The organism is Providencia lanzhouensis, assembly GCF_050469745.1.
Lineage (GTDB): Bacteria > Pseudomonadota > Gammaproteobacteria > Enterobacterales > Enterobacteriaceae > Providencia > Providencia lanzhouensis.
In genome coordinates this window covers 3,340,290-3,364,047 of sequence record NZ_CP174123.1, presented here as the reverse complement: position 1 = coordinate 3,364,047, position 23,758 = coordinate 3,340,290, and the positions used below count along the sequence as shown (strand labels likewise).

General features: G+C 43.6%; 23 protein-coding genes and 1 riboswitch. Of the genes, 13 read left to right on the top strand and 10 right to left on the bottom strand.

All coding sequences use genetic code 11. The features are described from left to right. Positions 1–19 precede the first annotated feature (19 nt). The 3 genes from hldE (at position 20) to ACIH2S_RS15755 (ending at position 2,257) form a co-directional block, all read left to right on the top strand. Positions 20–1,447, top strand: a complete 1,428-nt coding sequence (gene hldE, locus ACIH2S_RS15765; protein WP_036956264.1) for a bifunctional D-glycero-beta-D-manno-heptose-7-phosphate kinase/D-glycero-beta-D-manno-heptose 1-phosphate adenylyltransferase HldE — start codon at positions 20–22, stop codon at positions 1,445–1,447. A 185-nt stretch (positions 1,448–1,632) separates the two neighbouring features. After that, positions 1,633–1,911 carry a type II toxin-antitoxin system HicA family toxin gene (locus tag ACIH2S_RS15760; RefSeq protein ID WP_036956265.1) on the top strand — a complete coding sequence of 93 codons (279 nt, stop codon included), beginning with the start codon at positions 1,633–1,635 and terminating at the stop codon, positions 1,909–1,911. After that, positions 1,904–2,257 (top strand): type II toxin-antitoxin system HicB family antitoxin, encoded by a 354-nt coding sequence (locus ACIH2S_RS15755; protein ID WP_036956266.1) that lies wholly within the window; start codon positions 1,904–1,906, stop codon positions 2,255–2,257. Before ACIH2S_RS15760 ends, ACIH2S_RS15755 begins: the two co-directional genes overlap by 8 nt. 68 nt (positions 2,258–2,325) lie before the next feature. Here ACIH2S_RS15755 and ubiK read toward each other — a convergent pair whose 3' ends face one another. Continuing rightward, a complete protein-coding gene (ubiK, locus tag ACIH2S_RS15750) occupies positions 2,326–2,604 on the bottom strand; it encodes a ubiquinone biosynthesis accessory factor UbiK (protein ID WP_006662951.1) in 279 nt (92 codons plus the stop codon). Between the two features lie 225 nt (positions 2,605–2,829). Continuing rightward, positions 2,830–2,997: riboswitch (FMN riboswitch) on the top strand. A 154-nt stretch (positions 2,998–3,151) separates the two neighbouring features. Here ubiK and ribB point away from each other — a divergent pair. Continuing rightward, positions 3,152–3,805 (top strand): 3,4-dihydroxy-2-butanone-4-phosphate synthase, encoded by a 654-nt coding sequence (ribB, locus tag ACIH2S_RS15745; RefSeq protein ID WP_036956267.1) that lies wholly within the window; start codon positions 3,152–3,154, stop codon positions 3,803–3,805. Between the two features lie 170 nt (positions 3,806–3,975). After that, a complete protein-coding gene (gene ygiD / locus ACIH2S_RS15740) occupies positions 3,976–4,779 on the top strand; it encodes a 4,5-DOPA dioxygenase extradiol (RefSeq protein ID WP_108478471.1) in 804 nt (267 codons plus the stop codon). A gap of 127 nt (positions 4,780–4,906) precedes the next feature. Here ygiD and ACIH2S_RS15735 read toward each other — a convergent pair whose 3' ends face one another. From ACIH2S_RS15735 to tolC, 3 genes are all read right to left on the bottom strand, one after another. Continuing rightward, on the bottom strand, positions 4,907–6,067 hold the full coding sequence (locus tag ACIH2S_RS15735; RefSeq protein WP_036956269.1) for a glutathionylspermidine synthase family protein: 1,161 nt from the start codon (positions 6,065–6,067) through the stop codon (positions 4,907–4,909). Between the two features lie 6 nt (positions 6,068–6,073). Then, positions 6,074–6,781, bottom strand: a complete 708-nt coding sequence (locus ACIH2S_RS15730) for a DUF1190 family protein (protein WP_108478472.1) — start codon at positions 6,779–6,781, stop codon at positions 6,074–6,076. A gap of 408 nt (positions 6,782–7,189) precedes the next feature. Further along, the gene (tolC, locus tag ACIH2S_RS15725; RefSeq protein ID WP_036956271.1) at positions 7,190–8,572 is read right to left on the bottom strand and encodes an outer membrane channel protein TolC; all 1,383 of its coding nucleotides are present in this window, start codon (positions 8,570–8,572) and stop codon (positions 7,190–7,192) included. A gap of 308 nt (positions 8,573–8,880) precedes the next feature. Here tolC and nudF point away from each other — a divergent pair, with 308 nt between their 5' ends. The 7 genes from nudF (at position 8,881) to ftsP (ending at position 17,967) form a co-directional block, all read left to right on the top strand. Further along, the gene (gene nudF / locus ACIH2S_RS15720; RefSeq protein WP_272535128.1) at positions 8,881–9,519 is read left to right on the top strand and encodes an ADP-ribose diphosphatase; all 639 of its coding nucleotides are present in this window, start codon (positions 8,881–8,883) and stop codon (positions 9,517–9,519) included. A gap of 133 nt (positions 9,520–9,652) precedes the next feature. Continuing rightward, entirely contained in the window at positions 9,653–10,492 is an 840-nt protein-coding gene (gene cpdA, locus ACIH2S_RS15715; protein ID WP_108478474.1) for a 3',5'-cyclic-AMP phosphodiesterase, read from the top strand. Next, positions 10,492–11,082 carry an esterase YqiA gene (yqiA, locus tag ACIH2S_RS15710; protein ID WP_349488026.1) on the top strand — a complete coding sequence of 197 codons (591 nt, stop codon included), beginning with the start codon at positions 10,492–10,494 and terminating at the stop codon, positions 11,080–11,082. The genes cpdA and yqiA overlap by 1 nt, the downstream gene beginning before the upstream one ends. Positions 11,083–11,200: 118 nt before the next feature. Next, positions 11,201–13,096, top strand: a complete 1,896-nt coding sequence (gene parE / locus ACIH2S_RS15705; protein WP_108478475.1) for a DNA topoisomerase IV subunit B — start codon at positions 11,201–11,203, stop codon at positions 13,094–13,096. A gap of 36 nt (positions 13,097–13,132) precedes the next feature. After that, positions 13,133–15,388: a DNA topoisomerase IV subunit A gene (gene parC, locus ACIH2S_RS15700; protein ID WP_430247697.1), complete on the top strand. Its 2,256-nt coding sequence runs from the start codon at positions 13,133–13,135 to the stop codon at positions 15,386–15,388. A gap of 56 nt (positions 15,389–15,444) precedes the next feature. Further along, a complete protein-coding gene (locus ACIH2S_RS15695; RefSeq protein WP_036956280.1) occupies positions 15,445–16,173 on the top strand; it encodes a 1-acylglycerol-3-phosphate O-acyltransferase in 729 nt (242 codons plus the stop codon). A 378-nt stretch (positions 16,174–16,551) separates the two neighbouring features. Then, positions 16,552–17,967, top strand: a complete 1,416-nt coding sequence (gene ftsP, locus ACIH2S_RS15690) for a cell division protein FtsP (protein ID WP_430247696.1) — start codon at positions 16,552–16,554, stop codon at positions 17,965–17,967. A gap of 50 nt (positions 17,968–18,017) precedes the next feature. Here ftsP and ACIH2S_RS15685 read toward each other — a convergent pair whose 3' ends face one another. Then, on the bottom strand, positions 18,018–18,632 hold the full coding sequence (locus ACIH2S_RS15685) for a LysE family translocator (protein ID WP_036956284.1): 615 nt from the start codon (positions 18,630–18,632) through the stop codon (positions 18,018–18,020). Positions 18,633–18,834: 202 nt separating this feature from the next. Here ACIH2S_RS15685 and folA point away from each other — a divergent pair, with 202 nt between their 5' ends. Further along, positions 18,835–19,329 (top strand): type 3 dihydrofolate reductase, encoded by a 495-nt coding sequence (gene folA / locus ACIH2S_RS15680; RefSeq protein WP_036956287.1) that lies wholly within the window; start codon positions 18,835–18,837, stop codon positions 19,327–19,329. 79 nt (positions 19,330–19,408) lie between these two features. Here the strand turns inward: folA and apaH are convergent, their stop codons facing one another. From apaH to surA, 5 genes are read right to left on the bottom strand one after another with little or no spacing between them, the layout of a single operon-like run. Beyond that, on the bottom strand, positions 19,409–20,236 hold the full coding sequence (gene apaH / locus ACIH2S_RS15675) for a bis(5'-nucleosyl)-tetraphosphatase (symmetrical) ApaH (protein ID WP_036956289.1): 828 nt from the start codon (positions 20,234–20,236) through the stop codon (positions 19,409–19,411). 2 nt (positions 20,237–20,238) lie between these two features. After that, entirely contained in the window at positions 20,239–20,616 is a 378-nt protein-coding gene (apaG, locus tag ACIH2S_RS15670) for a Co2+/Mg2+ efflux protein ApaG (RefSeq protein WP_036956291.1), read from the bottom strand. Between the two features lie 18 nt (positions 20,617–20,634). Then, complete coding sequence (gene rsmA / locus ACIH2S_RS15665) at positions 20,635–21,444, bottom strand: 16S rRNA (adenine(1518)-N(6)/adenine(1519)-N(6))-dimethyltransferase RsmA (protein WP_036956293.1); 810 nt, start codon at positions 21,442–21,444, stop codon at positions 20,635–20,637. Beyond that, positions 21,441–22,433, bottom strand: a complete 993-nt coding sequence (gene pdxA / locus ACIH2S_RS15660) for a 4-hydroxythreonine-4-phosphate dehydrogenase PdxA (protein ID WP_108478512.1) — start codon at positions 22,431–22,433, stop codon at positions 21,441–21,443. The genes rsmA and pdxA overlap by 4 nt, the downstream gene beginning before the upstream one ends. Then, on the bottom strand, positions 22,414–23,736 hold the full coding sequence (surA, locus tag ACIH2S_RS15655; RefSeq protein WP_036956295.1) for a peptidylprolyl isomerase SurA: 1,323 nt from the start codon (positions 23,734–23,736) through the stop codon (positions 22,414–22,416). Before surA ends, pdxA begins: the two co-directional genes overlap by 20 nt. Positions 23,737–23,758 lie beyond the last annotated feature (22 nt).

Below are 23,758 nucleotides of genomic sequence, written 5' to 3'. Positions count from 1 at the left end.
TTCATAACTGGAGTGCGGGATGAAAGTAACCCTTCCTGATTATAAGCAAGCAGGTGTATTGGTTGTTGGTGATGTCATGTTAGATCGCTACTGGCATGGACCTACGAATCGCATTTCACCTGAAGCGCCGGTTCCGGTTGTTAAAGTGACCATGGTGGAAGAGCGCCCAGGTGGCGCTGCAAACGTGGCAATGAACATTGCGTCACTCGGTGCAAATTCTCGCTTAGTGGGTTTAACAGGGATTGATGATGCGGCAAAAGCGCTGACCGAGAACCTGAATGGCGTGAATGTGCGCTGTGATTTTGTAGCAATTCCAACGCATCCAACCATTACTAAGTTACGTGTTTTATCCCGTAACCAGCAGCTGATCCGCCTCGACTTTGAAGAAGGGTTCGAAAATGTGGATGCACAGCCAATGTTAGAGCGCATCGAACAAGCTCTGCCACATATTGGCGCATTGGTGCTGTCTGACTATGCGAAAGGTGCATTAACCGAAGTTGAGAAGATGATTGCGCTGGCGAATAAAGCAGGCGTGCCTGTTCTTATCGACCCGAAAGGCAACAACTTCGAACGTTATCGCGGAGCGACCCTGTTAACGCCAAATATGTCTGAATTTGAAGCGATAGTGGGTCGCTGCAAGGATAATAAAGATGTTGAAGAAAAAGGGATGCAGCTTCTTGAGTCTTTAGAGTTATCAGCACTGTTGATTACTCGCTCAGAGCAAGGGATGAGCTTGATCCGTCGCAATGAGGCACCTCTACATTTACCGACTGAAGCACAGGAAGTCTTTGATGTGACAGGGGCTGGCGATACGGTCATTGGCGTATTGGCGGCATCAATTGCATCAGGTCGTCCATTGCATGAAGCTTGTGCATTAGCGAATGCAGCGGCGGGTGTTGTGGTTGGTAAATTAGGGACTTCAACGGTTTCCCCTATTGAATTAGAAAATGCGATCCGTGGTCGCGCAGAGAATGGTTTCGGCGTAATGACCGAAAGCCAGCTTAAGCAAGCCGTAGCCGATGCGCGTGCTCGCGGTGAGCGCGTAGTGATGACCAATGGCTGTTTCGATATTCTGCATGCAGGACATGTTTCCTATTTGGCAAATGCACGTAAATTGGGTGATCGCCTGATTGTTGCGGTAAACAGCGATGCATCGACTCGTCGCTTGAAAGGCGAAACTCGCCCAGTTAATCCATTAGACCAGCGTATGATTGTGTTGGGCGCATTAGGTGCCGTGGATTGGGTTGTGCCATTCGAGGAAGATACACCTCAGCGTTTGATCTCCGAAATTCTGCCTGACATTTTAGTAAAAGGTGGTGATTATCAGCCAGATGAGATTGCCGGTAGTAAGGAAGTGTGGGCTGCTGGTGGGCAAGTGATGGTTCTGAATTTCGAAGATGGTATTTCAACCACTAATATCATCAAAAATATTATGAAAACCAAATAATTAAACATTATTTGGTGTCAGTGAATTAGCCTAGCTTTTTGTTTGCATTTAAATGCGTACAGAAGTTAGGCTTTTTTGTTTGTGATAGTTTTTCTTAAATGTTAGCTTATTGTGACGTCAATAATTGACGTCACTCTATCATCATTTATTCTATAACCACTAGATTGGATGTCATAGGATAGATGATGATAAAAATGATGGAACTGTCTTCTAAGCACCGTAAGACAATGGTGGATATACTCACTATACCGCCAAAATCTGGAATTAAATGGGATGATGTCTTAAGCCTAATTTGTAATTTAGGTGGAAAAGTTAAAAATGGTAATGGTTCACGGCGAAAATTTATTTTGTTCGGCTCTTTGTTTCAGACGCATGAACCCCATCCAGGTAATGTAATGGATAAAGGTGCTATTAGTGGCTTACGTGAATGGTTTGAGAATGTAATTGGAGTGAAATATGATTAAAGGAAGCAATGTCATGATAATCGACGGGCATCCGGCGTCTGTCGCTTATGAATCTGAAATTAAAGCATTTAGAGGTAAGTTTTTAGATGTAACAGGCTATTGTGATTTTGTCTCAGATAGTATCGAGGGATTAATACAAGAAGCGAAAATTTCACTGGGGGAATATGTACTGACTTGTCAGGAAGAGGGAATTAAACCCTTTAAAGACCAAGAGACGATTAGGTCTTTTACTTTGCGATATCCCAGCCATTTGGAGCCACGTCTAGATGCAATAGCAACCGCTAATAATTTATCTAAAAATCAATATATTGTTCAATTATTAGAACGTGAGCTTATTTCGAAGTAAAAAGGTATTTGCAAGGTAAACGTGCCCTGAAATTTAATTAAAACATTCAGGGCACTGTAATTTTTGAATCAATCTTCTTGTTTTTCTTCAATCACTTTTTCATCTGAAAAACGGGCTTCAAGTGCGCTAACGCGCTGCTCCATTTTCATCAGTTTTTCGCGAGTGCGCAGTAAAACTTGTGTTTGAATATCAAACTCTTCTCGGCTGACTAAATCTAATTTACCAAGCTGAGATTGCAGCAGTGAACGAAGCTTTTTATCAAAGTCTTCACCTAAGTCACGCACGCCTTTTGGTAATGCACCTTGAATTTGGCGGGCAACTTGTTCAATTTTTTTCGGATCGAGCATTCGCGGGTCCTTCAGTTTCAATATAACATCAGCTTTAAGATAGCGTCAGTTTCACAATAAATAATGTGGGGTAGTGTAATACCTGCGGCGTTATGAATAAACCACCTTCTTCTATTATTATGGAAACACACTGCTTCATCTTGTTTTTATTGGCGAAAAGTGTGAGTAAGTTTCCAGTTTATCGTTTGTTCGTTGCACCATTGAATTATTGGAGTTATATTGATTGCGTAATCTCAGGGCGGGGTGAAAGTCCCCACCGGCGGTAACATGCATCGCGCATGAAGCCCGCGAGCGCTTTGTTATCTTTGGCATTATTGTCATGGATAGGAAAGGTCAGCAGATCCAGTGTGAATCTGGAGCCGACGGTTATAGTCCGGATGGGAGAGAATCACTGTATCTGCATGTTTGTACCTATTGGGTGCAACATTGTTCTACATATTGAATGGCGAAACGGCTGTGAAGTCGTTATGTTTATTCATTTCTCGTACTCCTAAGACTGCCCTGGTTCTGGTAACTCAAATATTGTTAATTTAAGAAGGTTTTTACCATGAATCAGACGCTACTTTCCGAATTCGGTAATCCAACCGAGCGTGTTGAAAATGCAATTGAAGCCCTGCGCCAAGGCAAAGGTATCTTAGTTCTCGATGATGAAGATCGTGAGAATGAAGGTGACTTAGTGTTTGCAGCAGAAACCATGACCACCGAGCAAATGGCAATGACCATTCGCTATAGCAGCGGCATTGTGTGCCTGTGTATTACGGAAGAACGCCGTAAGCAGCTTGATATTCCGATGATGGTGGAGAAAAACACCAGCCAAAACCAAACCGGTTTTACGGTCACTATCGAAGCGGCAAAAGGCGTAACAACAGGCGTTTCTGCGGCTGACCGTATCACAACGATTAAAACCGCAATTGCGGATAACGCGGTACCTGCGGACATTAACCGTCCAGGTCACGTATTCCCTCTGCGCGCTCGTGAGGGTGGGGTATTAACTCGCCGTGGTCATACTGAAGCGACAATCGACTTAGCTGTACTGGCAGGTTTCAAACCCGCTGGAGTACTGTGTGAGTTAACCAACGATGATGGCAGCATGGCGCGTGCGCCAGATGTGGTGAAGTTTGCTCGTGAGCACAACATGACCGTTGTGACTATCGAAGACTTAGTGAACTACCGCCTTCAGTTGGAAAAAAAAGCCAGCTAATTTGCTAGGTTTTTAAAACGTTTTGCTTATAGAGTTATCGGCCACAAAGTTGCACACCTTTGTGGCCTCTTCAAATTTTTTGATGATCATTCTCATAATTCTCCCACTGTGTTTTTTCTAAAAAAGGGTATGCTGATACTCATTATCCTTTTTGTGGAATTGAGGTCATCATGTCGACAAATAACCAACACTTAACCCATCGAATGCCTGCGGTATTTATCGGTCATGGTAGTCCGATGAACGCGATTAACCATAATTCATACACTGAAGCATGGGAAAAACTGGGCAAAACCTTGCCTAGACCGCGTGCGATTTTGGTGATCTCAGCACACTGGTATACCCGTGGAACGGCGATCACCGCGATGGTTAAACCGAAAACTATCCATGATTTTGGTGGTTTCCCTGAAGCTTTATACCAAATAGAGTATCCAGCACCAGGCTCTCCAGAACTGGCTAAACAGGTGGCTGAATTACTGTCTCCAGAACCAATTTATCAAGATAAAGAGGAGTGGGGGCTTGATCACGGTACATGGGAAATTTTAGTCCGTATGTATCCTCAAGCGGATATCCCCGTTATTCAGCTCAGTATTGATGGGTCGAAACCGGCGGCTTGGCATTATGAGCTGGGGAAAAAGCTGGCGACATTACGAAATGAAGGGGTATTGATTATGGGCAGCGGTAACGTGGTTCATAATTTAAGAGCGATGGATTGGCAAAATGCTAATGCAGCACCTTATCCTTGGGCAACCTCTTTTGAGCAGTTCGTGTATGACAATTTACGCAGTCACGAGCAGCCGCATCCGCTTACAAAAGGGTTAGATCGTGAAGATGGTAAATTATCGAATCCATCTCCGGAACACTTTTTACCTATTTTACCTATTTTAGGAACTTGGGATGGTGAAGAAGGGATAACTACGCCTGTGGAAGGCATTGTTTCTGCATCGCTGAGTATGTTGTCAGTGCAAATTGGCTAATATTTTCGAATCGATTAATGCTTTAAAGTTGGTTAATACTGAGTATAAAAAATAAGAAAGCGGCACGAAATAGCTCGTTGCCGCTTTCTTTTTATCAGATACCCTATTTTTATCAAACTACGAAATATTAGTCGATAATGATATGTGGGTAGAAACGTGATAAATCCTGAGTAATCAGTTCTTTATCTTCGCGAATACAGATGCCCGCAGGTTGGTCGTTAACTAACCAGCTGCCCACTAATGTATAGCTGCCTTCAAATTTTGGCAGTGAGTGGAATTGCTGGATAATCATCCCTTCTTCACCATAAGGGCCATCCGCAGAAGCAATTTCTTTGCCATTTTCGATGACGCGAATATTCGCACCTTCACGAGAAAATAGCGGTTTAATCACATAGCTTTCAAGCTCTGGTTTGTTACCATCCGCAAAGTAGGCTGGTAACAAGTTTGGATGATCAGGGAACATTTCCCATAACATTGGCAGCAACGCTTTGTTGGAAATAATACTTTTCCATGCTGGCTCTAACCAACGTACACCCGCATCTTGCAGCTTGGTTGAGAAGATTTCTCTGAGCATAAATTCCCATGGATACAGTTTGAACAGGTTACTAATGACCTGATCTTGTGTATCGGTGAATTCACCTTTTTCACCCAGCCCGATTTCATCTATATACAGGAATTCGGTCGCTACGCCAGCTTCATTCGCACAGTCTTGCAGATATTGGACTGTGCCACGATCTTCTTCGGTATCTTGGCAGCAAGCCATATGTAGCAAGCGGAAACCATATTGATCTTTCAGCTCACCAAAACGCTCAATCAGCTGTTCTTGGATGCTGTTAAACTGGTCAGCATTTTCTGGCAGTTTTCCAGCTTCGATTTGGTCTTCTAACCAAATCCATTGGAAGAACGCTGACTCATACAGTGATGTTGGTGTATCCGCATTATTTTCCAGTAGCTTAGGTGGATTTACGCCATCGTAAGCTAAGTCTAGGCGGGAATATAATGAAGGCTGCTCACTTTTCCACGAACTACGGACAAATTCCCAACAGTGTTTAGGAATTTGGAAGCGAGCGAGTAATTCGTCGCTTTCAACAACGCGCTCAACCACTTTTAAACACATTTGGTGAATTTCAGCGGTAGCTTCTTCAATTTCTTCAACTTGCGCTAGCGTGAATTGGTAATAGGCATCTTCAGACCAGTACGGTTCGCCGTACATAGTGTGGAAGTGAAAACCAAACTCATCCGCTTTTTCGCGCCAGTTAGGACGCTCTACAATAGGAACACGTTTCATTACTTATCAACCACCCATTGAACGGGAAGAGGATGAGCTGGATTTCGCGGACGAAGATGAGCGTTGCGCTGTCGCTTGTTTGTTGACTGTGTCACCGAAGCCGCCACGAGTAATAGTGGAGGTGGTGGCAGGTTTTGGTGCCATCGCAGTTTTTGGTACGCTCATTGAACGACCGCCGGCAACGGCTGGACCATAACTTTTACCCGTTGCATCAACAAATTTACCATTTGCTGGGCTTGCTGGGTTTTTAGAGCTAAACAGCGGTTGAGATGGTGCGCTACCGCCCATCATACGACCCATCATGTAGCCCATCATTAATGGCATCCACATGCTGCCACTGCTTTGTGATTGAGCCGCTGGCTCGCCGGCTGCTGGTGTGCTTGTACCTGCGATACCTGCTTGAGCTGGAGCCTGAGTACACATTGCTTCACCAAATTCCGCTACGCAATCTTCTTGAGTTGCGTATTTTGGCGCTGTTTTAGCAGCTTCATTCAATGCGTTGTTATACGCAAGGGTGCATTGATCTGCTTGAGATGGATTTGCTTGGCTACAGTCTTGAGCGTTAGTGTACAGAGACACAGTTTCATCGCTCTCTTCACACGCAGAGAGCATAAATACAGCACTGACCGCTACAGCGACAGGGGCTAAACGGTATGAGCGCCAAGACTTACGGAAGGCGTTCTGATTAATATTTTTGGTACGCTTCATGGTCATGGTAATTACCTTGAATAAATAATAAGTAAGAGGTTCGAGATGTTGCCCTTAGAATAGGGGATATAGGATAAAAATTAAAGTACAAATGCTGCACAAATAATGGGAAATGATGGAATTAGCGAAATTGATTCCATTTTTGCATGTTGTTGGTGAAATCTAATGCCGAGTAATTCCTATTTTTCTTTGATATCAATAAATTAATTATGACGATTTTTTGACTATAGTCTCAATTAACCTCAGTCAGAATTGACTGAATTTTAAGAATTAGATGAATAAATAATACGGTAAGTTATTCATTATTTAGAGAACAGACAAATTCGCGTTATTTTAAAATAAGTGTCTGGATGATTGAGCTAAAAAAATAGCCCGCCATTTGGGCGAGCTATCTTCATCGACTAAATTAAATGATTATTTAATTTGGGGTGCAGTCGAGTTGCGAATAATGCTGTCAGGTGAAGTTTGGATCTCTTTACCTAAGCTAGCATTTAAACGAGCAATATCATCTTCGTTTAACGTACCACGCGCAAATTCGATGTTCAGTTGGTTGATCATATAATCGTAACGGGCGTTAGACAGGTTTTGCTTCGCTTGATACAGCGCAGTTGTTGCTGTTAACACGTCAACGATAGTACGAGTACCCACTTGGTAGCCAGCTTCCATTGCATCTAATGAGCTCTGGGCTGAAACAACAACTTGTTTATAAGCGTTGATGCTACTGATTGATGATGTCACGTTGTTATACGATGAACGAACCAATTGGATGACGTTACGGTAAACGCTTTCCAGTTGTTCACTCGCACTTTGGAAACCATATTGTGCCTGTTCAACTTGTGAACTAACCATTCCACCTGAATATAATGGCAGGCTTAAGGTTAAACCAATGCTGTTTTGGCCATTGTAGCTGTTATTTGCGCCACCGGTACGATCGTAACCGCTACCGTGGTTATAAGTGTTTGCTACGCTAGTTGATGCATCTAAGCCTACAGTTGGCATATGACCAGTTTCTGCTAAACGGATGTTTTCACGAGAAACGTCTTGCGCTAAGCGGGCGCTCAGTAAGCTCAGGTTACGTTGTTCGGCTTCTTTTAAGATAGATTCAACATCGTCTGGATTAGCAGTTTTGAAGCGGTCGATATTTAAAGACGCTAACTGGCTGTAGTAAACACCACTGACTTGGCGAAGTTTTTCAACTGCGTTAACTAAATCATTGCGACCCGCGACTTCTTGTGCAATCACGCTATCGTAATTTGCACGGGCGTTTTGCACGTCAGTGATTGCGACTAAACCGACGTTAAAACGTTGCGTTGTTTGGTCTAACTGGCGGTAAACCGCTTCTTTGTTGGCTTGGATGTAAGATAACGCATCAATGGCTTTCAATACGTTAAAATAAGCCGTTGCGGTATCTAAAATAAGCTGTTGCTGGCTTGTCTGATAGGTAACATCAGAAATTCCTGCGGTTTTTTCTTGAAGATCCAACTGACGCCATTTTGACATATCAAATACAATCTGGGTCAATTTCAATGATGCATTAAGACCTGTGCTTTCTGTGTTGCTAGCATCACGGTAACCGCTGCCATAGGTTGCTCCAGCGCCTAAGCCTAATTGCGGTAACAGCGGGCTACGTGCTTCATTGATTTTCTCAAAAGCTTGATTACGCTCAGCAAATGATTTTCTGAGTTCCGGGTTACTCTCTTTGGATTTTTGGTAAACCTGAAGTAAATCTTCTGCGTAACTATTAGCACTGAGACCCACAAAACTCATCGCAATAAAAAGGGGAAGCAGTTTCTTCATTTTGATTCCTTGATTAAACAGCAAATTATATGGAGCCTGTTGTCTAAAACTTATCATGTTAAGGACGATGATAGGCTGTTGGAACTCTGAAAAGAGAGACCGTTCTCAAAACAGACCCTATTGTTGCTCATAAATTTGAATAATGGCGCACATTGTAACAGAGGTGTGGCACGGAAAACGGTAGCCTTTTGTGCCATTTAGTCTCAATTTGTTTAAACATTACCTCATCTAAGGTTAAAAAACCTTAAAAACTGATTTAATCCTTTCATCTTTGTTAGTATAAAAATGAAAGGATTAGGAGACTATCAATGAATAATAAAATCGAAAATCCGATTAAATACAGTAAAAATGATATTGAAATTATATCTAAGCGTAAATTATTTAACGGTTTTTTTCAAATGATTGAATATCGATTTAAACATCGATTATTTGAGGGGGGCTGGAGCAAAGAAATTGTTCGCGAAGTGTTTGAAAGAGGGCATGCGGGGGCAATACTGCCTTATGATCCACAAACCGATAATGTCGTATTAATCGAGCAAATTCGATTCCCTGCTTTTGAATCAAGCGAAACGCCATGGTTGTTAGAGATAGTGGCGGGAATGATTGAAGGCAACGAATCCCCTGAAGAGGTGGTTCGTCGCGAATCAACGGAAGAAGCGGGTCTCACTATTGGACGCATAGAAAAATCGATTAGCTATTTATCAAGCCCTGGTGGCACCAGCGAGCGGATTCATGTTTTTGTTGGAGAGGTCGATAGCTCGTTGGCAAAAGGCATTCATGGCTTAGCCTCAGAAAATGAAGATATCCGAGTGCATGTCGTGAGCCGAGAGCAAGCTTATCAATGGGTTGAAGAGGGCAAAATTGATAATGCGGCAACCGTGATAGCCATTCAATGGCTACAACTGAATCACCAAAAGCTGCAAGAAAAATGGGTGAAACTGATTTAAATAACCATTAATCTAGTGAAGTGTGTGCTGATTAGCAGATATTGAATGGATAGTTAGGTTAAAATCAGTGACCTATGTACTTGATGGTTTAGGTGATAATACTTAGCGCTATTTTTAAGGATAAAGGAATACTTTGGACAGCCAGCTTAAAGTGACTGCTAATAACCCTAAAGTTATTAGAATCTTACAAGTTACTGATACGCATCTTTTTGCTGATACGGAAAACACCCTTTTAGGGATCAATACTTACCGAAGCTATCAGGCGGTACTTGATGCGATTGCAGAACAAAACTTACCTGTCGATTTAATCGTCGCCACAGGGGATCTCGTTCAAGACCAATCACCTAAAGCCTATCAACATTTTGCGGCTGGGATTGAACGCATTCCTGCACCTTGTGTTTGGCTACCTGGAAATCACGATTATCCCCCTGCGATGGTCGGTACCTTAAAAATTGCCGGTATTTCGAGTGCGAAGCAGGTCTTTATTTGTGATGACTGGCAAATTTTAATGCTAGATAGCCAATTACAAGATGTTGCTCATGGCGAGCTTTCTGAGCAGCAACTGGAATGGATGAAGCAGTGTTTAGACGAGCAGCCGACACGCACGACACTGATTATGCTGCATCATCATCCATTACCTTCAGGCTGCACTTGGCTAGATCAGCATAGTTTACGAAATTCACATATTTTGGCGGACTATCTTAAAAGCTACCCCAATGTGAAAGCGATGCTATGTGGACATATTCACCAAGAGATGGATGAAAACTGGCACGGCATCCGCCTGTTAGCAACGCCATCGACCTGTGTACAGTTCAAGCCACACTGTACCAACTTTGCTTTAGATACGGTTGCTCCAGGCTGGCGCTATCTAGAATTAACGGTGAATGAGCAAGGGGAAAAAGTGATTGAAACCCAAGTTTATCGTTTAAATACTCAGGAATTTAGTCCTGACTTTGATTCAGATGGTTACTAATGGCAACATTACTGTATATTCATGGATTCAATAGCTCTCCACAGTCTGAGAAAGCAAATAATCTTAAACAGTGGTTGGCAGTGCATTATCCTCAAATCAATATGATTGTTCCGCAATTGCCTAATTTTCCGCAGCAAGCGACAAAATTACTCGATGATATTCTTGCTGAACATCAGCATGAAAAAATCGGTTTAGTGGGTTCTTCATTGGGTGGTTATTTTTCCATTTATTTTTCTGAGCGCTACCAAATTCCCGCAGTATTAGTGAACCCAGCGGTACGTCCGTTTGATTTGCTCAGCGATTATCTTGGGGAAAATACCAATCCATATACCCATGAAACGTATGTGTTAGAACCCAAACATATGCATGAATTGAAGGCGTTGTATCTCGAAAAGATACGTTCACCAAACTTACTTTGGTTATTGCAGCAAATGGGGGATGAGGTACTTGATTATCGTCAAGCCGTTGCCTATCTTTCAGAGTGTAAGCAAACGGTGGAACCGGATGGGGATCATGCATTTGTTGGGTTTGAACGTTATTTCCCGCAGATCATTCGCTTTTTGTCTCTGGTTGATAACGCAGAGAAATAGTGCGAAAACGCCAATACACTGTTATTATCAACAGTAATTCACTGATTGAATATACCCAATCTTCTTGAATTATTTAGGGTATAGTTCAATTAATCATCTATTACCGCAGAATGACAACATGACTCAATCTAGTTATAACGCAGAGGACATTGAAGTTCTCAGTGGTTTGGAGCCTGTTCGCCGTCGTCCTGGCATGTATACCGACACCAGCCGACCGAACCATTTGGCTCAAGAAGTAATTGATAACAGTGTCGATGAAGCCTTAGCTGGACATGCCAGACACATCCAAGTGATTTTATACCCCGATCAATCCCTCGAAGTGATTGATGATGGGCGTGGTATGCCTGTTGATATCCACCCAGAAATGAAAGTCTCCGCGGTTGAACTGATTTTAGGGCAACTGCATGCTGGGGGAAAATTCTCCAATAAAAACTATCAATTTTCGGGTGGTTTGCACGGTGTTGGTATCTCCGTGGTCAATGCGTTATCAAAGCGTATTGAAGTCACCGTGCGCCGTGATGGCCAAGTTTATCAAATTGCGTTTGAAAATGGCGAAAAAGTCGAAGATTTACAAGTCATTGGTACTTGTGGCAAACGCAACACCGGAACCAGTGTCCATTTCTGGCCTGATGAAAGCTATTTTGATAGCCCGCGTTTCTCCGTTTCGCGCTTAACTCATAACTTAAAAGCAAAAGCTGTTTTATGCCCTGGCGTACAAATTACGTTTAAGGATCTGCTCAATGAAACTGAGCAAAGCTGGTGCTATAGCGATGGGTTAACCGACTACTTAATGGAATCGGTGGATGGCTTTGAAGCACTGCCTGCCAAGCCGTTTACGGGTGAATTTTCTGCTGAAGTTGAAGCTGCTCAATGGGCGCTATTATGGCTGCCCGAAGGTGGTGAGCTACTAACGGAAAGCTACGTTAACTTGATCCCAACAGCGCAGGGCGGTACTCACGTTAATGGGTTACGCCAAGGCTTACTCGATGCGATGCGTGAATTCTGTGAATTTCGTAATATTTTGCCGCGCGGAGTGAAGCTATCTGCGGATGATATTTGGGATCGCTGCGCCTATGTTTTATCTGTGAAAATGCAAGATCCACAATTTGCAGGGCAGACGAAAGAGCGTCTTTCTTCCCGTCAATGTGCAGCTTTTGTTTCTGGTGTGGTGAAAGATGCCTTTAGCTTATGGCTAAACCAGAATGTTCAAGTTGCTGAGCAATTGGCTGAAATGGCGATATCTAGCGCCCAGCGTCGCCTGCGTGCGGCGAAAAAAGTGGTGCGTAAGAAACTCACGAGTGGCCCAGCATTGCCGGGTAAATTAGCGGATTGTAGCTCTCAAGATCTCTCCATGACAGAACTGTTCTTAGTGGAAGGGGACTCGGCAGGTGGATCAGCAAAACAAGCTCGTGATCGTGAATATCAAGCCATCATGCCGCTGCGCGGTAAGATCCTCAATACGTGGGAAGTCTCTTCTGATGAGGTTTTAGCCTCTCAAGAAGTTCACGATATTTCTGTCGCGATTGGTATGGATCCTGATAGCGAAGATATTTCTCAGCTCCGATATGGGAAAGTCTGTATCCTCGCGGATGCGGACTCCGATGGACTGCACATTGCCACATTGCTGTGCGCCTTGTTTGTGCGCCATTTCCCTAAATTGGTCAAAGAGGGGCATGTCTATATGGCAATGCCGCCACTGTATCGTATCGATTTAGGCAAAGAGACTTACTACGCATTAGACGAAAGTGAAAAAAATGCGGTATTGGAAAGATTAAGCCGTAAAAAAGGCAAACCAAACGTCCAGCGCTTTAAAGGACTGGGTGAAATGAACCCGCCACAATTGCGTGAAACGACGTTAGATCCAAATACTCGCCGCCTCGTTCAGTTAACTATCGATGATGATAATTACACAGAAACTATGTCGAAGATGGACATGCTTCTGGCTAAAAAACGCTCGGAAGATCGTCGTAACTGGCTGCAAGAAAAAGGCGATACGGCAGAAATTGAGGTCTGATCATAATCGGATGAATAAGAGTAAGGAACGTATTGAATGAGTGAAATTACTCATGACGGTGTGGAGCGTTTACCGCTTCATGCCTTTACTGAAAACGCCTATCTGAACTACTCGATGTACGTCATCATGGATAGAGCGTTGCCATTTATCGGCGATGGACTTAAACCTGTTCAGCGCCGAATTGTGTATGCCATGTCCGAATTGGGGCTGAGCAACACGGCAAAATATAAGAAATCAGCCAGAACCGTCGGTGACGTATTAGGTAAATATCATCCGCACGGTGATATCGCCTGTTATGAAGCGATGGTGTTGATGGCGCAGCCATTCTCCTACCGTTATCCTTTGGTTGACGGTCAAGGAAACTGGGGGGCTCCAGATGATCCGAAATCCTTCGCTGCGATGCGTTATACCGAGTCTCGCTTATCAAAATATGCAGAAGTTCTGCTCAGCGAATTAGGTCACGGTACCGTTGATTGGGTACCTAACTTTGACGGTACATTAAATGAGCCGAAAATGTTGCCTGCCCGTCTGCCAAATATTTTATTAAATGGTACTACGGGGATCGCCGTGGGTATGGCGACCGATATTCCACCACACAATGCGCGCGAAGTGGCAAGTGCGCTGGTGGCGCTACTGGAAAAACCAAAGTTAAATCTTGATGAGATTATGCAGTTTATTCCGGGACCGGATTACCCAACGGAAGCTGAAATTATCTCGTCACCGGAAGATATCCGTAAGGTTTACCAAAACGGTCGTGGCTCAGTGCGTATGCGTGCGGTATGGGAAAAAGAAGATGGTAATGCGGTAATCACAGCGCTGCCTCATCAAGTTTCCGGGGCTAAAATCCTAGAGCAGATTGCAAACCAGATGCGCGCGAAAAAGCTGCCAATGGTTGAAGATCTGCGTGATGAATCAGATCATGAAAACCCAACGCGTTTAGTGATCGTTCCTCGCAGCAACCGCGTGGATCTTGATCAAGTGATGACCCACTTGTTTGCAACGACAGATCTTGAAAGAAGCTACCGTGTTAACTTAAACATGATTGGCTTAGATAACCGTCCGGCAGTGAAAGGATTGGTTGAGATCCTCACCGAGTGGATCACGTATCGTCGTCAAACAGTACGCAATCGCTTAAACCACCGTTTAGAAAAAGTATTAAGACGCCTACATATTTTGGATGGTTTACTCATCGCTTATTTGAATATCGATGAAGTCATTGAAATCATTCGTAATGAAGATGAGCCAAAAGCCGTCTTAATGTCGCGCTTTAATATTAGCGATACCCAAGCCGAAGCGATTTTAGAATTAAAACTGCGTCACTTAGCGAAACTTGAAGAGATGAAAATTCGCGGTGAACAGGATGAATTAGCCAAAGAGCGCGATGAGTTACAAGCCATTTTAGGCTCAGAAGCTCGTCTGAATACTTTGATTAAGAAAGAGATTCAGGCAGATGCTAAAGCCTATGGTGATGATCGTCGTTCGCCGCTGCAAGAGCGCGAAGAAGCCAAAGCGCTTAGCGAGCATGAAATTCTGCCTTCGGAGCCGATTACTGTCGTCTTGTCTGACATGGGCTGGGTGCGTAGTGCGAAAGGGCATGATATCGAGCCAAGTAATCTGAGCTACAAAGCGGGGGATAGCTTTAAAGGCGCCGCCCGTGGTAAGTCTAATCAAGCGGCGGTATTCCTTGATACCACTGGACGTAGCTATTCTGTCGACCCGCTGGAATTACCTTCTGCACGTAGCCAAGGCGAGCCGTTAACAGGGAAATTAACACTTCCACCGGGCGCAACGATTGAGCATGTCCTGATGGCGCCTGAAGAGCAGAAATACTTAATGGCGTCTGATGCGGGTTATGGTTTTATTTGCACCTTTAATGATTTGGTGACGAAGAATAAAACCGGTAAGGCGTTGATGTCGTTGCCTGAAAATGCAAAAGTCATGGCGCCGATTGAGCTAAATAACGAAAAAGAAGATTTGTTATTAGCCATCACGAAAGCCGGTCGCATGTTATTATTCCCTGTGTCTGACCTCCCACAATTATCCAAAGGGAAGGGGAATAAAATTATTAACATCACAGGGGCGCAAGCCGCAAGTGGTGAAGACTTACTGGTTTGGTTAATGGTGATCCCACCTCAAGCCTCGATCACACTCTATTTTGGTAAGCGTAAACTGAAATTTAAATCAGAAGACTTACAGAAATACCGTGCAGAGCGTGGACGTAAAGGAACATCGTTACCGCGTGGTTTACATAACATTGAACGTATTGATGTTGATTCTGTGGATACAGAGTAAAAATAACAATAATTCAAGGGCTTGGTTAAAGCCCTTTTCATAAGTTAAGGAATATTATGCTAGCGCTAATTAGAGCTATCATTGTGATCATATTTACGATTTGTGTGTGTGTAGGTGGCAGTATCTACTGCCTATTTAGCCCACGAAATCCAAGACATGTGATGACGTTTGGTCGTATGTTTGGGCGTTTGTCCCATGTGTTCGGTATTAAAATGATTGACCGTGTTCCGGCTAAGGCAAAGGATTACGGTCCAAGTATTTATATCGGTAACCACCAAAATAACTATGACATGGTCACTATGTCGAATGGTGTTCAACCAAGAACCGTTACTGTGGGTAAAAAAAGCCTTGTTTTGATCCCATTCTTTGGCTTCTTGTATTGGATCACGGGAAATATTTTGATTGACCGTGGTAACCGTTCGAAAGCCCATAACACTATTTCCCAAGTTGCCGAGCAGATTAAATCTCGTAAGATTTCAGTCTGGATGTTCCCTGAAGGAACTCGTAGCCGTGGTCGTGGTTTACTGCCATTTAAAACGGGCGCATTCCATGCTGCGATTGCTGCTGGTGTGCCAATTGTGCCTGTGTGTGTGTCTACAACACAAAACAAAATTAGCTTGAACCGTTGGAATAATGGTCATGTGATTATTGAAATGTTGGATCCGATAGATACCTCGAAATACTCTAAAGATCAGGTTCGTGAGCTGTCGGAATATTGTCATGACTTGATGGAAGCTAAAATTAAAGAGTTAGATAAAGAAGTTGAAGAGCTGAATAAACGCTAATCTTCATACTTTTACTAAGTTCTATGATTTTACTAAGTTAATTGATATCGATAGTGGGAAGGTCATTCAGAACTTCCCACTATGTTATTCTGGCGATGTTATTTTCACTGCGAGACTTTTGCTCCACTATTTTCTCCGTCATATAATCCCACTCGTAATTATTACCACTCAAATTTATTATATTTTAATTATTGATACATATATTTTTAGAATTCCATGCCCTTTCGCGATATGATGGCTCGCAAATTTGTCGCAAGATAAATTATTGAATTCCAAATAGTGGTATCACCAGCACATACCTAAAAATACTCTTATAAATCACTAATTTGTAATGATTTATTAAAATAATTTGCTGGTTTTTTATTTAGCGGAGAATCTATGTTATTCAGTCGTTGCCGATCATTGCTGATTAGCGGGTTGGCTGTGTGCTTATTGCAGGTATCAACTTATGCGAGTGCAGAAGGAACGACCGCACTCCCTGTTCCACCCTTGCTAGAATCCCGTTCGGGACAGCCACTCTTTTTAACATTACAAAAAATCCATTGGTCTTTCGATGGTAAATATTCAGCGGAAGTTTTAGGGATTAATGGTTCTTATCCTGGACCCACTATTCGCGTAAAAAACGGAGATGACCTCAAATTAATCTATAGCAATAGATTACAGGATGCCGTTTCAATGACGATTAGCGGGTTGCAGATCCCTGGCACGCAAATTGGTGGTGCAGCGAGACAAATTTCGCCAAATGCAGATTGGTCGCCGGTGATCCCTATTCGCCAAAATGCGGCAACGCTTTGGTATCACGCGAATACTCAAGGTAAAATGGGACAGCAAATCTACAATGGTTTACTGGGAATGTGGATTATTGATGATGATTCCACAAAAGAGTTACGTTTACCAAAACATTACGGCGTAGATGATTTCCCGATTATTATTCAAGACAAACGTTTGGATAACTTTGGCGTTCCTGAATATCACACTGATGAGAATGGATTCCTCGGGGATACATTAGTGGTTAACGGTGTGCAAGATCCCTATGTCGAAGTTTCTCGTGGTTGGGTACGTTTAAGATTATTAAACGCGTCTAACTCCAGACGCTATGTGATGAAAATCAGCGATGGCCGTCCTTTCGTGATGATAGCATCAGACCAAGGATTGCTAACGGTGCCTGCCAGCGTACAAGAACTTTCACTTGCACCGGGAGAACGTCGTGAAGTGCTGATTGATATGGCGAAAACTGCTGAACTGACGATTACAGCAGGGGAATCTGCCTCGTTGATGGATCGCGTAAAAGGGCTATTTGAACCGTCGAATAATTTAATTTCCACCAATGTGCTAACCATCAAAGCGACGGGATTAATGTCATTGGTGACGGATGATGTTCCAAAACAATTAGTTTTGGATACGACACAGATTACCTCCTCGATTACTAACCGTGATATCCAACTAAATGATCCAGTAGGCATCAATGGCGTAAAATTGGATACGGGGCGTGTGGATATTACTTCTCGCCAAGGCAGTTGGGAGCGTTGGAATGTCAGCAGTCAACAGCCTCAATCTTTCCACATTGAAGGTGTTCGCTTTAAAGTGATCAACTGTAATGGGCAGCCAGCTCAGCCAGATAACTTTGGATGGAAAGATACGGTTTGGATTGATGGGCGCTGTGAACTACTTGTGCAGATGCTGCAGCCGTCTTACAACCATTTCCCATTCCTGTTTTATAGCCAAAACCTTGAAAAAGCAGATTTAGGCTCAGTGGGACAACTGGTTATTACACCTGAAGATGGTAGTAACTAATTGAAACATTAGAAAAAGCCCGCAATTAGCGGGCTTTTTTACGTTAAAGATTAGCTTAATGCTACGCGTATACCGAATGCTACTAGCACCACGCCAAGGACTTTATCCACATATTTTTGTACTTTCGCTAGCCCTTTTCTAACGGGGGCACTTTGAATTAAGCACACCAAAATTGGCCAGTAAATCACAGCAAGACCCCAAATAATAAAGGCGAACCAGAGCTTTTCTGAGAATGTCGAATCCACACTAAGCACTTGAGTAAAAATCGCTAAGAAGAATAAAGTTGCCTTAGGATTTAAGACGTTACATAAGAAACCTTGCATGAACGCTTTTTTGAATGTGACATGCTCATGTTGATTGCTCATTAAATCAACACTCTGAGCCTTTTGCGGCATCAGGCTTTTAATCCCAATCCAGATTAAATACGCCGCGCCAGCATATTTAAGAATATTAAATAACCATGGCGTGGTGGTAATCAATACGGCGAGCCCTGCCACGCAATAAGACATATGAAGTGCAATAGCAACGATAATACCGAAGGCGGTCATCATGGCTGCGGAACGTTGGTAACGCGCTGCATTCTTGATAATTAAAAAGAAATCTGGACCTGGTGAGATCATGCCAAGGGCGGCAATCGTCGCGACCATGATACTGGTCTGATACATAATGTAATCTCTTTATTTTAGGTTGAACTAAACTGAGTAATAAGGGACTAAAAGCGTTGTAAACATCGTTTAGTGCATTGACTTGAGTCGTTCGAGTATAAGGGATTGAGTGGTATTTAAGGAAGATTAAATTTAGTCGACGAAGTATGTCTGTTTCCGTATAGTGTGCACAATTTTTATATTTCGTTTCTAAGGTGGTTAGATGAATATTAGCTTAATCGCAGCAATGGCGTTCGATCAGGTTATCGGCATGGAAAATGCGATGCCTTGGAATTTACCAGGTGATTTGGCGTGGTTTAAGCGTCAAACATTGAATAAACCTGTGATTATGGGACGCGTGACTTATGAAGCCCTAGGTCGTCCTTTACCGCAGCGTGTCAATATTGTTTTAAGTAGCCAAGCAGGCACAGAAACTGGTGTTATCTGGGTTAAATCAGTTGAAGAAGCATTAGAAGCCGCGAAGGCAGTTGAAGGTGCTGATGAGATTATGGTGATTGGTGGTGGTAAGGTTTATCAACAATTCCTTCCAATGGCGAATAAACTCTATTTGACTCACGTGGATGCTGAAGTGATTGGGGATACACATTTCCCTGCTTACGAGCCTGATGAATGGGACTCTATTTTCACTGAATATCATGAGGCAGACGAAGCGAATAGCCACGGTTTCTGCATTGAAGTTCTGACTCGTCGCGTTTAACCGTCGCTGCTCTAGTCAACAAAAATGGCACTGTTAGGTGCCATTTTGCTATCTATCATTTGGTATCTAGAGTAAACACTCACTCTTTGCGACGTTTCTGGTGAGATTTCTGTCTATGGAATGTTTTAGTTTCCCAGTGAAGTAGCGTTAAATCCCCTCCCCAGCAACAGCCAGTATCCATCGCATACACATGTTCCGGTGTAAACTTACCTTCCAATGATGCCCAATGACCAAAGAAAATGGCGTAATCTTCAGGGAATTGACTTGGTAGAGAAAACCATGGCTTCAGTGGAGCAGGAGCTTTAGCTGGGCTCTCTTTACAGATCATGTCCAGTTGCCCATTTGGAAAACAATAACGCAGGCGGGTGAGGGCATTGGTGCTGTAGCGTAAACGCGCCAATCCCATCAAACTTTCAGACCAATTGTTTGGCATGTCGCCATACATAGAGTCAATAAATAGCGGATATGCATCGCTTGAAAGCACGGCTTCCACTTCGCGAGCGCACATTTTTGCGGTTTCGAGATCCCACTGTGGCGTAATGCCAGCGTGGGTCATGACCATTTTTTGCTCTTCATCGACTTGTAAAAGTGGCTGACGGCGTAACCAATTGATGAGTTCATCGATATCGGGCGCATTGAGTAGCTCATCAAGATGGTCTTTAGGCTTATTGCGACTGATTTTGCAGTAGATACCAATTAAATGTAGGTCATGGTTGCCTAACACTAATCGTGCTGATGAGCCTAAACTTTTCACATAGCGTAAGACTTGCAATGACTCGGGTCCACGAGCAACAAGGTCACCCGTTAGCCACAATGTATCTTGCTGTGGATCGAAATTCACGCTATCGAGAAGTTCCCGCAGCTCACGATAACAACCGTGTATATCACCTACAATGTATGTGGACATAATTAATTAATCAGTGTTGGGATAGCGAGGCGAAATGCAGGAATATCAACATGAAAATGATTTCCTTGATCGCTCAGCATAACGTAATAGCCTTCCATCGTACCCATTGGTGTTTCTAAGATAGCACCGCTGGTATAGCGATATTCTTTGCCCGGTAGGATAACGGGTTGTTCACCCACCACGCCTTCACCTTGCACTTCAGTTTTACGGCCATCACTATTGGTAATGAGCCAGTAACGGCTCATTAACTGTATAGGAATTCGCCCTAAATTGCGGATACAAATAGTATACGCAAAGACAAAACGGGCAATGTCGGGCTGGGATTGGCTTTCTATGTAGACACTTTGAACTTGGATGCTCACATTGGGATCATTCAGCATAGTGCCTCCTCAGATTCTCTATTCCGATAAATTACACAGATAGTTTGCCATCTTACAATAGTGCTCAACGGAGATATTCTCAGCGCGCGTTCCCGGGTCGATACCCAGTTCGGTTAACTGCTCAACGCTGAATAAATCCCCAAGACTATTGCGGATAGTTTTACGACGTTGGTTAAATGCTTGGGTCGTAATACGGCTCAATACTTTAATATCCTTCACTGGGTATGGATTTTCCTTGTGAGGGATCAATCTTACTACCGCAGAGTCCACTTTTGGTGGTGGCGCAAAGGCAGTAGGCGGAACTTCAAGCACAGGAACAACATTGCAGTAATATTGCGCCATTACGCTTAAACGACCGAAAGCTTTGCTTCCAGGACCTGCTACTAATCGATTAACCACTTCTTTTTGCAACATGAAATTCATGTCGGAAATTTGGTTGGTGAATGTAAACAGGTGGAACATCAACGGTGTTGAGATGTTATAAGGCAAATTACCAAATACGCGTATTGGCTGTCCAGCTTGTTTCGCCAGTTCACCAAAATCGACAGTCATCGCATCTTGCTGGATGATGGTTAGCTTGTCTTTCAGCTGTGGATGGACATGCAGACGAGCGGCAAGGTCGCGGTCAAGTTCGACAACCGTCATTTTATCCATGCGGCTACCAACAGGTTCAGTTAATGCCCCAAGACCCGGACCAATTTCTACAATGGCTTGTCCTGGTTGTGGGTGCATTGCATCTACAATACTGTCGATAATAAATTGGTCAGTTAAAAAGTTCTGCCCGAAACGTTTGCGGGCAAGGTGCCCCTGATGGACTCGATTATTCATGAATTCTTTTGTGTCATTTGGATAGCTAATTTCAATGCGGTGACGAAACTGCCCGCATCGGCTTGACCCGTACCTGCTAATTCAAGCGCTGTGCCGTGATCGACGGAAGTACGGATAAATGGCAGACCAAGGGTAATATTTACCGCTCTGCCGAAACCTTGGTATTTTAACACAGGTAGCCCCTGATCGTGATACATCGCTAATACGGCGTCTGCATCGGTTAAATACTTCGGTTGGAAAAGCGTGTCTGCGGGTAAAGGACCGATTAAGGTAATACCTTGTTTACGCAAGGTTTCTAGGGCTGGAATGATGGTTTCAATCTCTTCCATTCCCATATGTCCGCTTTCTCCGGCATGAGGGTTAAGCCCACAAACATAAATGTGCGGGTTTTCAATACCAAACTTGGTTTGCAGGTCATGATGCAAAATGGTGATCACTTCATGCAAGCTTTGTTGGGTAATTGCCTCGGAGACATCTTTTAGCGGCAGGTGCGTGGTCGCTAAAGCGACACGTAATTCTTGTGTTGCAAGCATCATCACAACGCGGTCACAGTGGCTTCTATCTGCGAAAAATTCGGTATGTCCACTAAATGGAATACCAGCGTCATTGATAATGCCTTTGTGAACAGGCCCCGTTACGATGGCAGAAAATTCACCATTCAAACAGCCATCACAAGCGCGGGCTAAAGTTTCAGTAACATATTCACCATTACGAACATCGAGTTTTCCAGCTTCTGCCAGTACACTCAGTGAAACGGGAACAATCGATAACTGCCCTGCGACGGAAGTCTGTGGCTGTTTTGCATCATATTCGCGTAATGTTAGCGGTAAATTGAGAGTTTTAGCGCGTTGAATAAGCAGGTCTGGGTCTGCGCAAGCCACAAGCTCGACAGGCCATGCCTGCTGAGCGAGTTGGATCAGAAGATCTGGGCCTACCCCGGCAGGTTCACCGGGGGTGATGACGATTGGCTTATTTTGCTTGTTCATCATTAGATTGGCTTTGGCGACCATCAACGATATTCACATAAGCCGCAGCGCGTTGTTCTTGCATCCAAGTCTGCGCTTCTTCGTTAAACTTACGATTGAACAGTAAACGGTACGCTTGATCTTTCTTCGCGGCATCAGTTTTATCAACGCTGCGAGTATCTTCTAACTGAATTAAGTGCCAGCCGAAACTTGAAGGTACAGGTTGGCTGATTTCACCTTTTTTCAGTTTCATCAGTGCATCACGGAATGCAGGGTCGTAAACATCAGGCATATTCCAACCTAATTCCCCACCTTTTAATGCACTACCTGGATCTTCGGAGTTTTCTTTAGCCGCTTCTTCAAATGAAATTCTGCCGTTACGGATCTCTTGAGCCAGTTGAGTCAGTTTTTGTCTTGCTGTTGCATCATCCATAATTGGTGATGATTTCAGTAAGATATGACGCGCTTTCACTTCGGTGACGGATATTGGCTGGTGAGTATCACCAGTAACGTCATTGACACGTAAAATATGGAAGCCTACACCAGAACGAATTGGACCAACGATATCGCCTTTCTTCGAGTTTTTCAGTTGGTCAGAAAAGACCACTGGCAGCTCTTGCAAACGTGACCAACCCATGTTTCCACCTTTCAGTGCTTGAGGGTCAGCAGAGTAAGCAATCGCTAATTTACCGAAATCAGAGCCTTTTTTCAGGTCAGTTAAGATTTTATCAACTAACGATTCTGCTTTTGATAACTGTTCTGGCGTTGGGTTCTCTGGCAGTGGGATCAGAATGTGGCTTAAATTTACGCCTTTCTGAGCATTCATTTGAGAATCCATTTGCTCAGCTAATGCATCAACTTCCTGAGGCAAAATGGTGATACGGCGGCGAACTTCGTTATTACGCACTTCCGCTAACAGCATTTCCTTACGGATTTCGCTGCGGTATTTGCCCATATTGATACCATCCGCAGTCAGGCGTTTTTCCATCTGCGGTAAGGTTAAATTGTTTTGGCGAGCAATATCCGCGATAGTCGCATTCACAGCTTCTTCAGGGATATTAATCTGCATTTGGTTAGCCATCTGCAACATGATGTTATCCATAACCAAACGGTCGATGATTTGCTGGCGCAGGGTTTGATCATCAGGAACTTGTTGATTTGCATTACGTGCATTCAACTTCACTGTATTGATCATATTCTGGACGTCGCTTTCAAGTACAACTCCGTTGTTGACAACCGCAGCCACTTTATCCATTTGCTGTGGCGCAGCTAAACTTGCAGAGCTTGCGAACATCAGTCCCAGAATAAGCGTTCTCCAATTCTTCATAATGGTCCTATAAAATTGACTT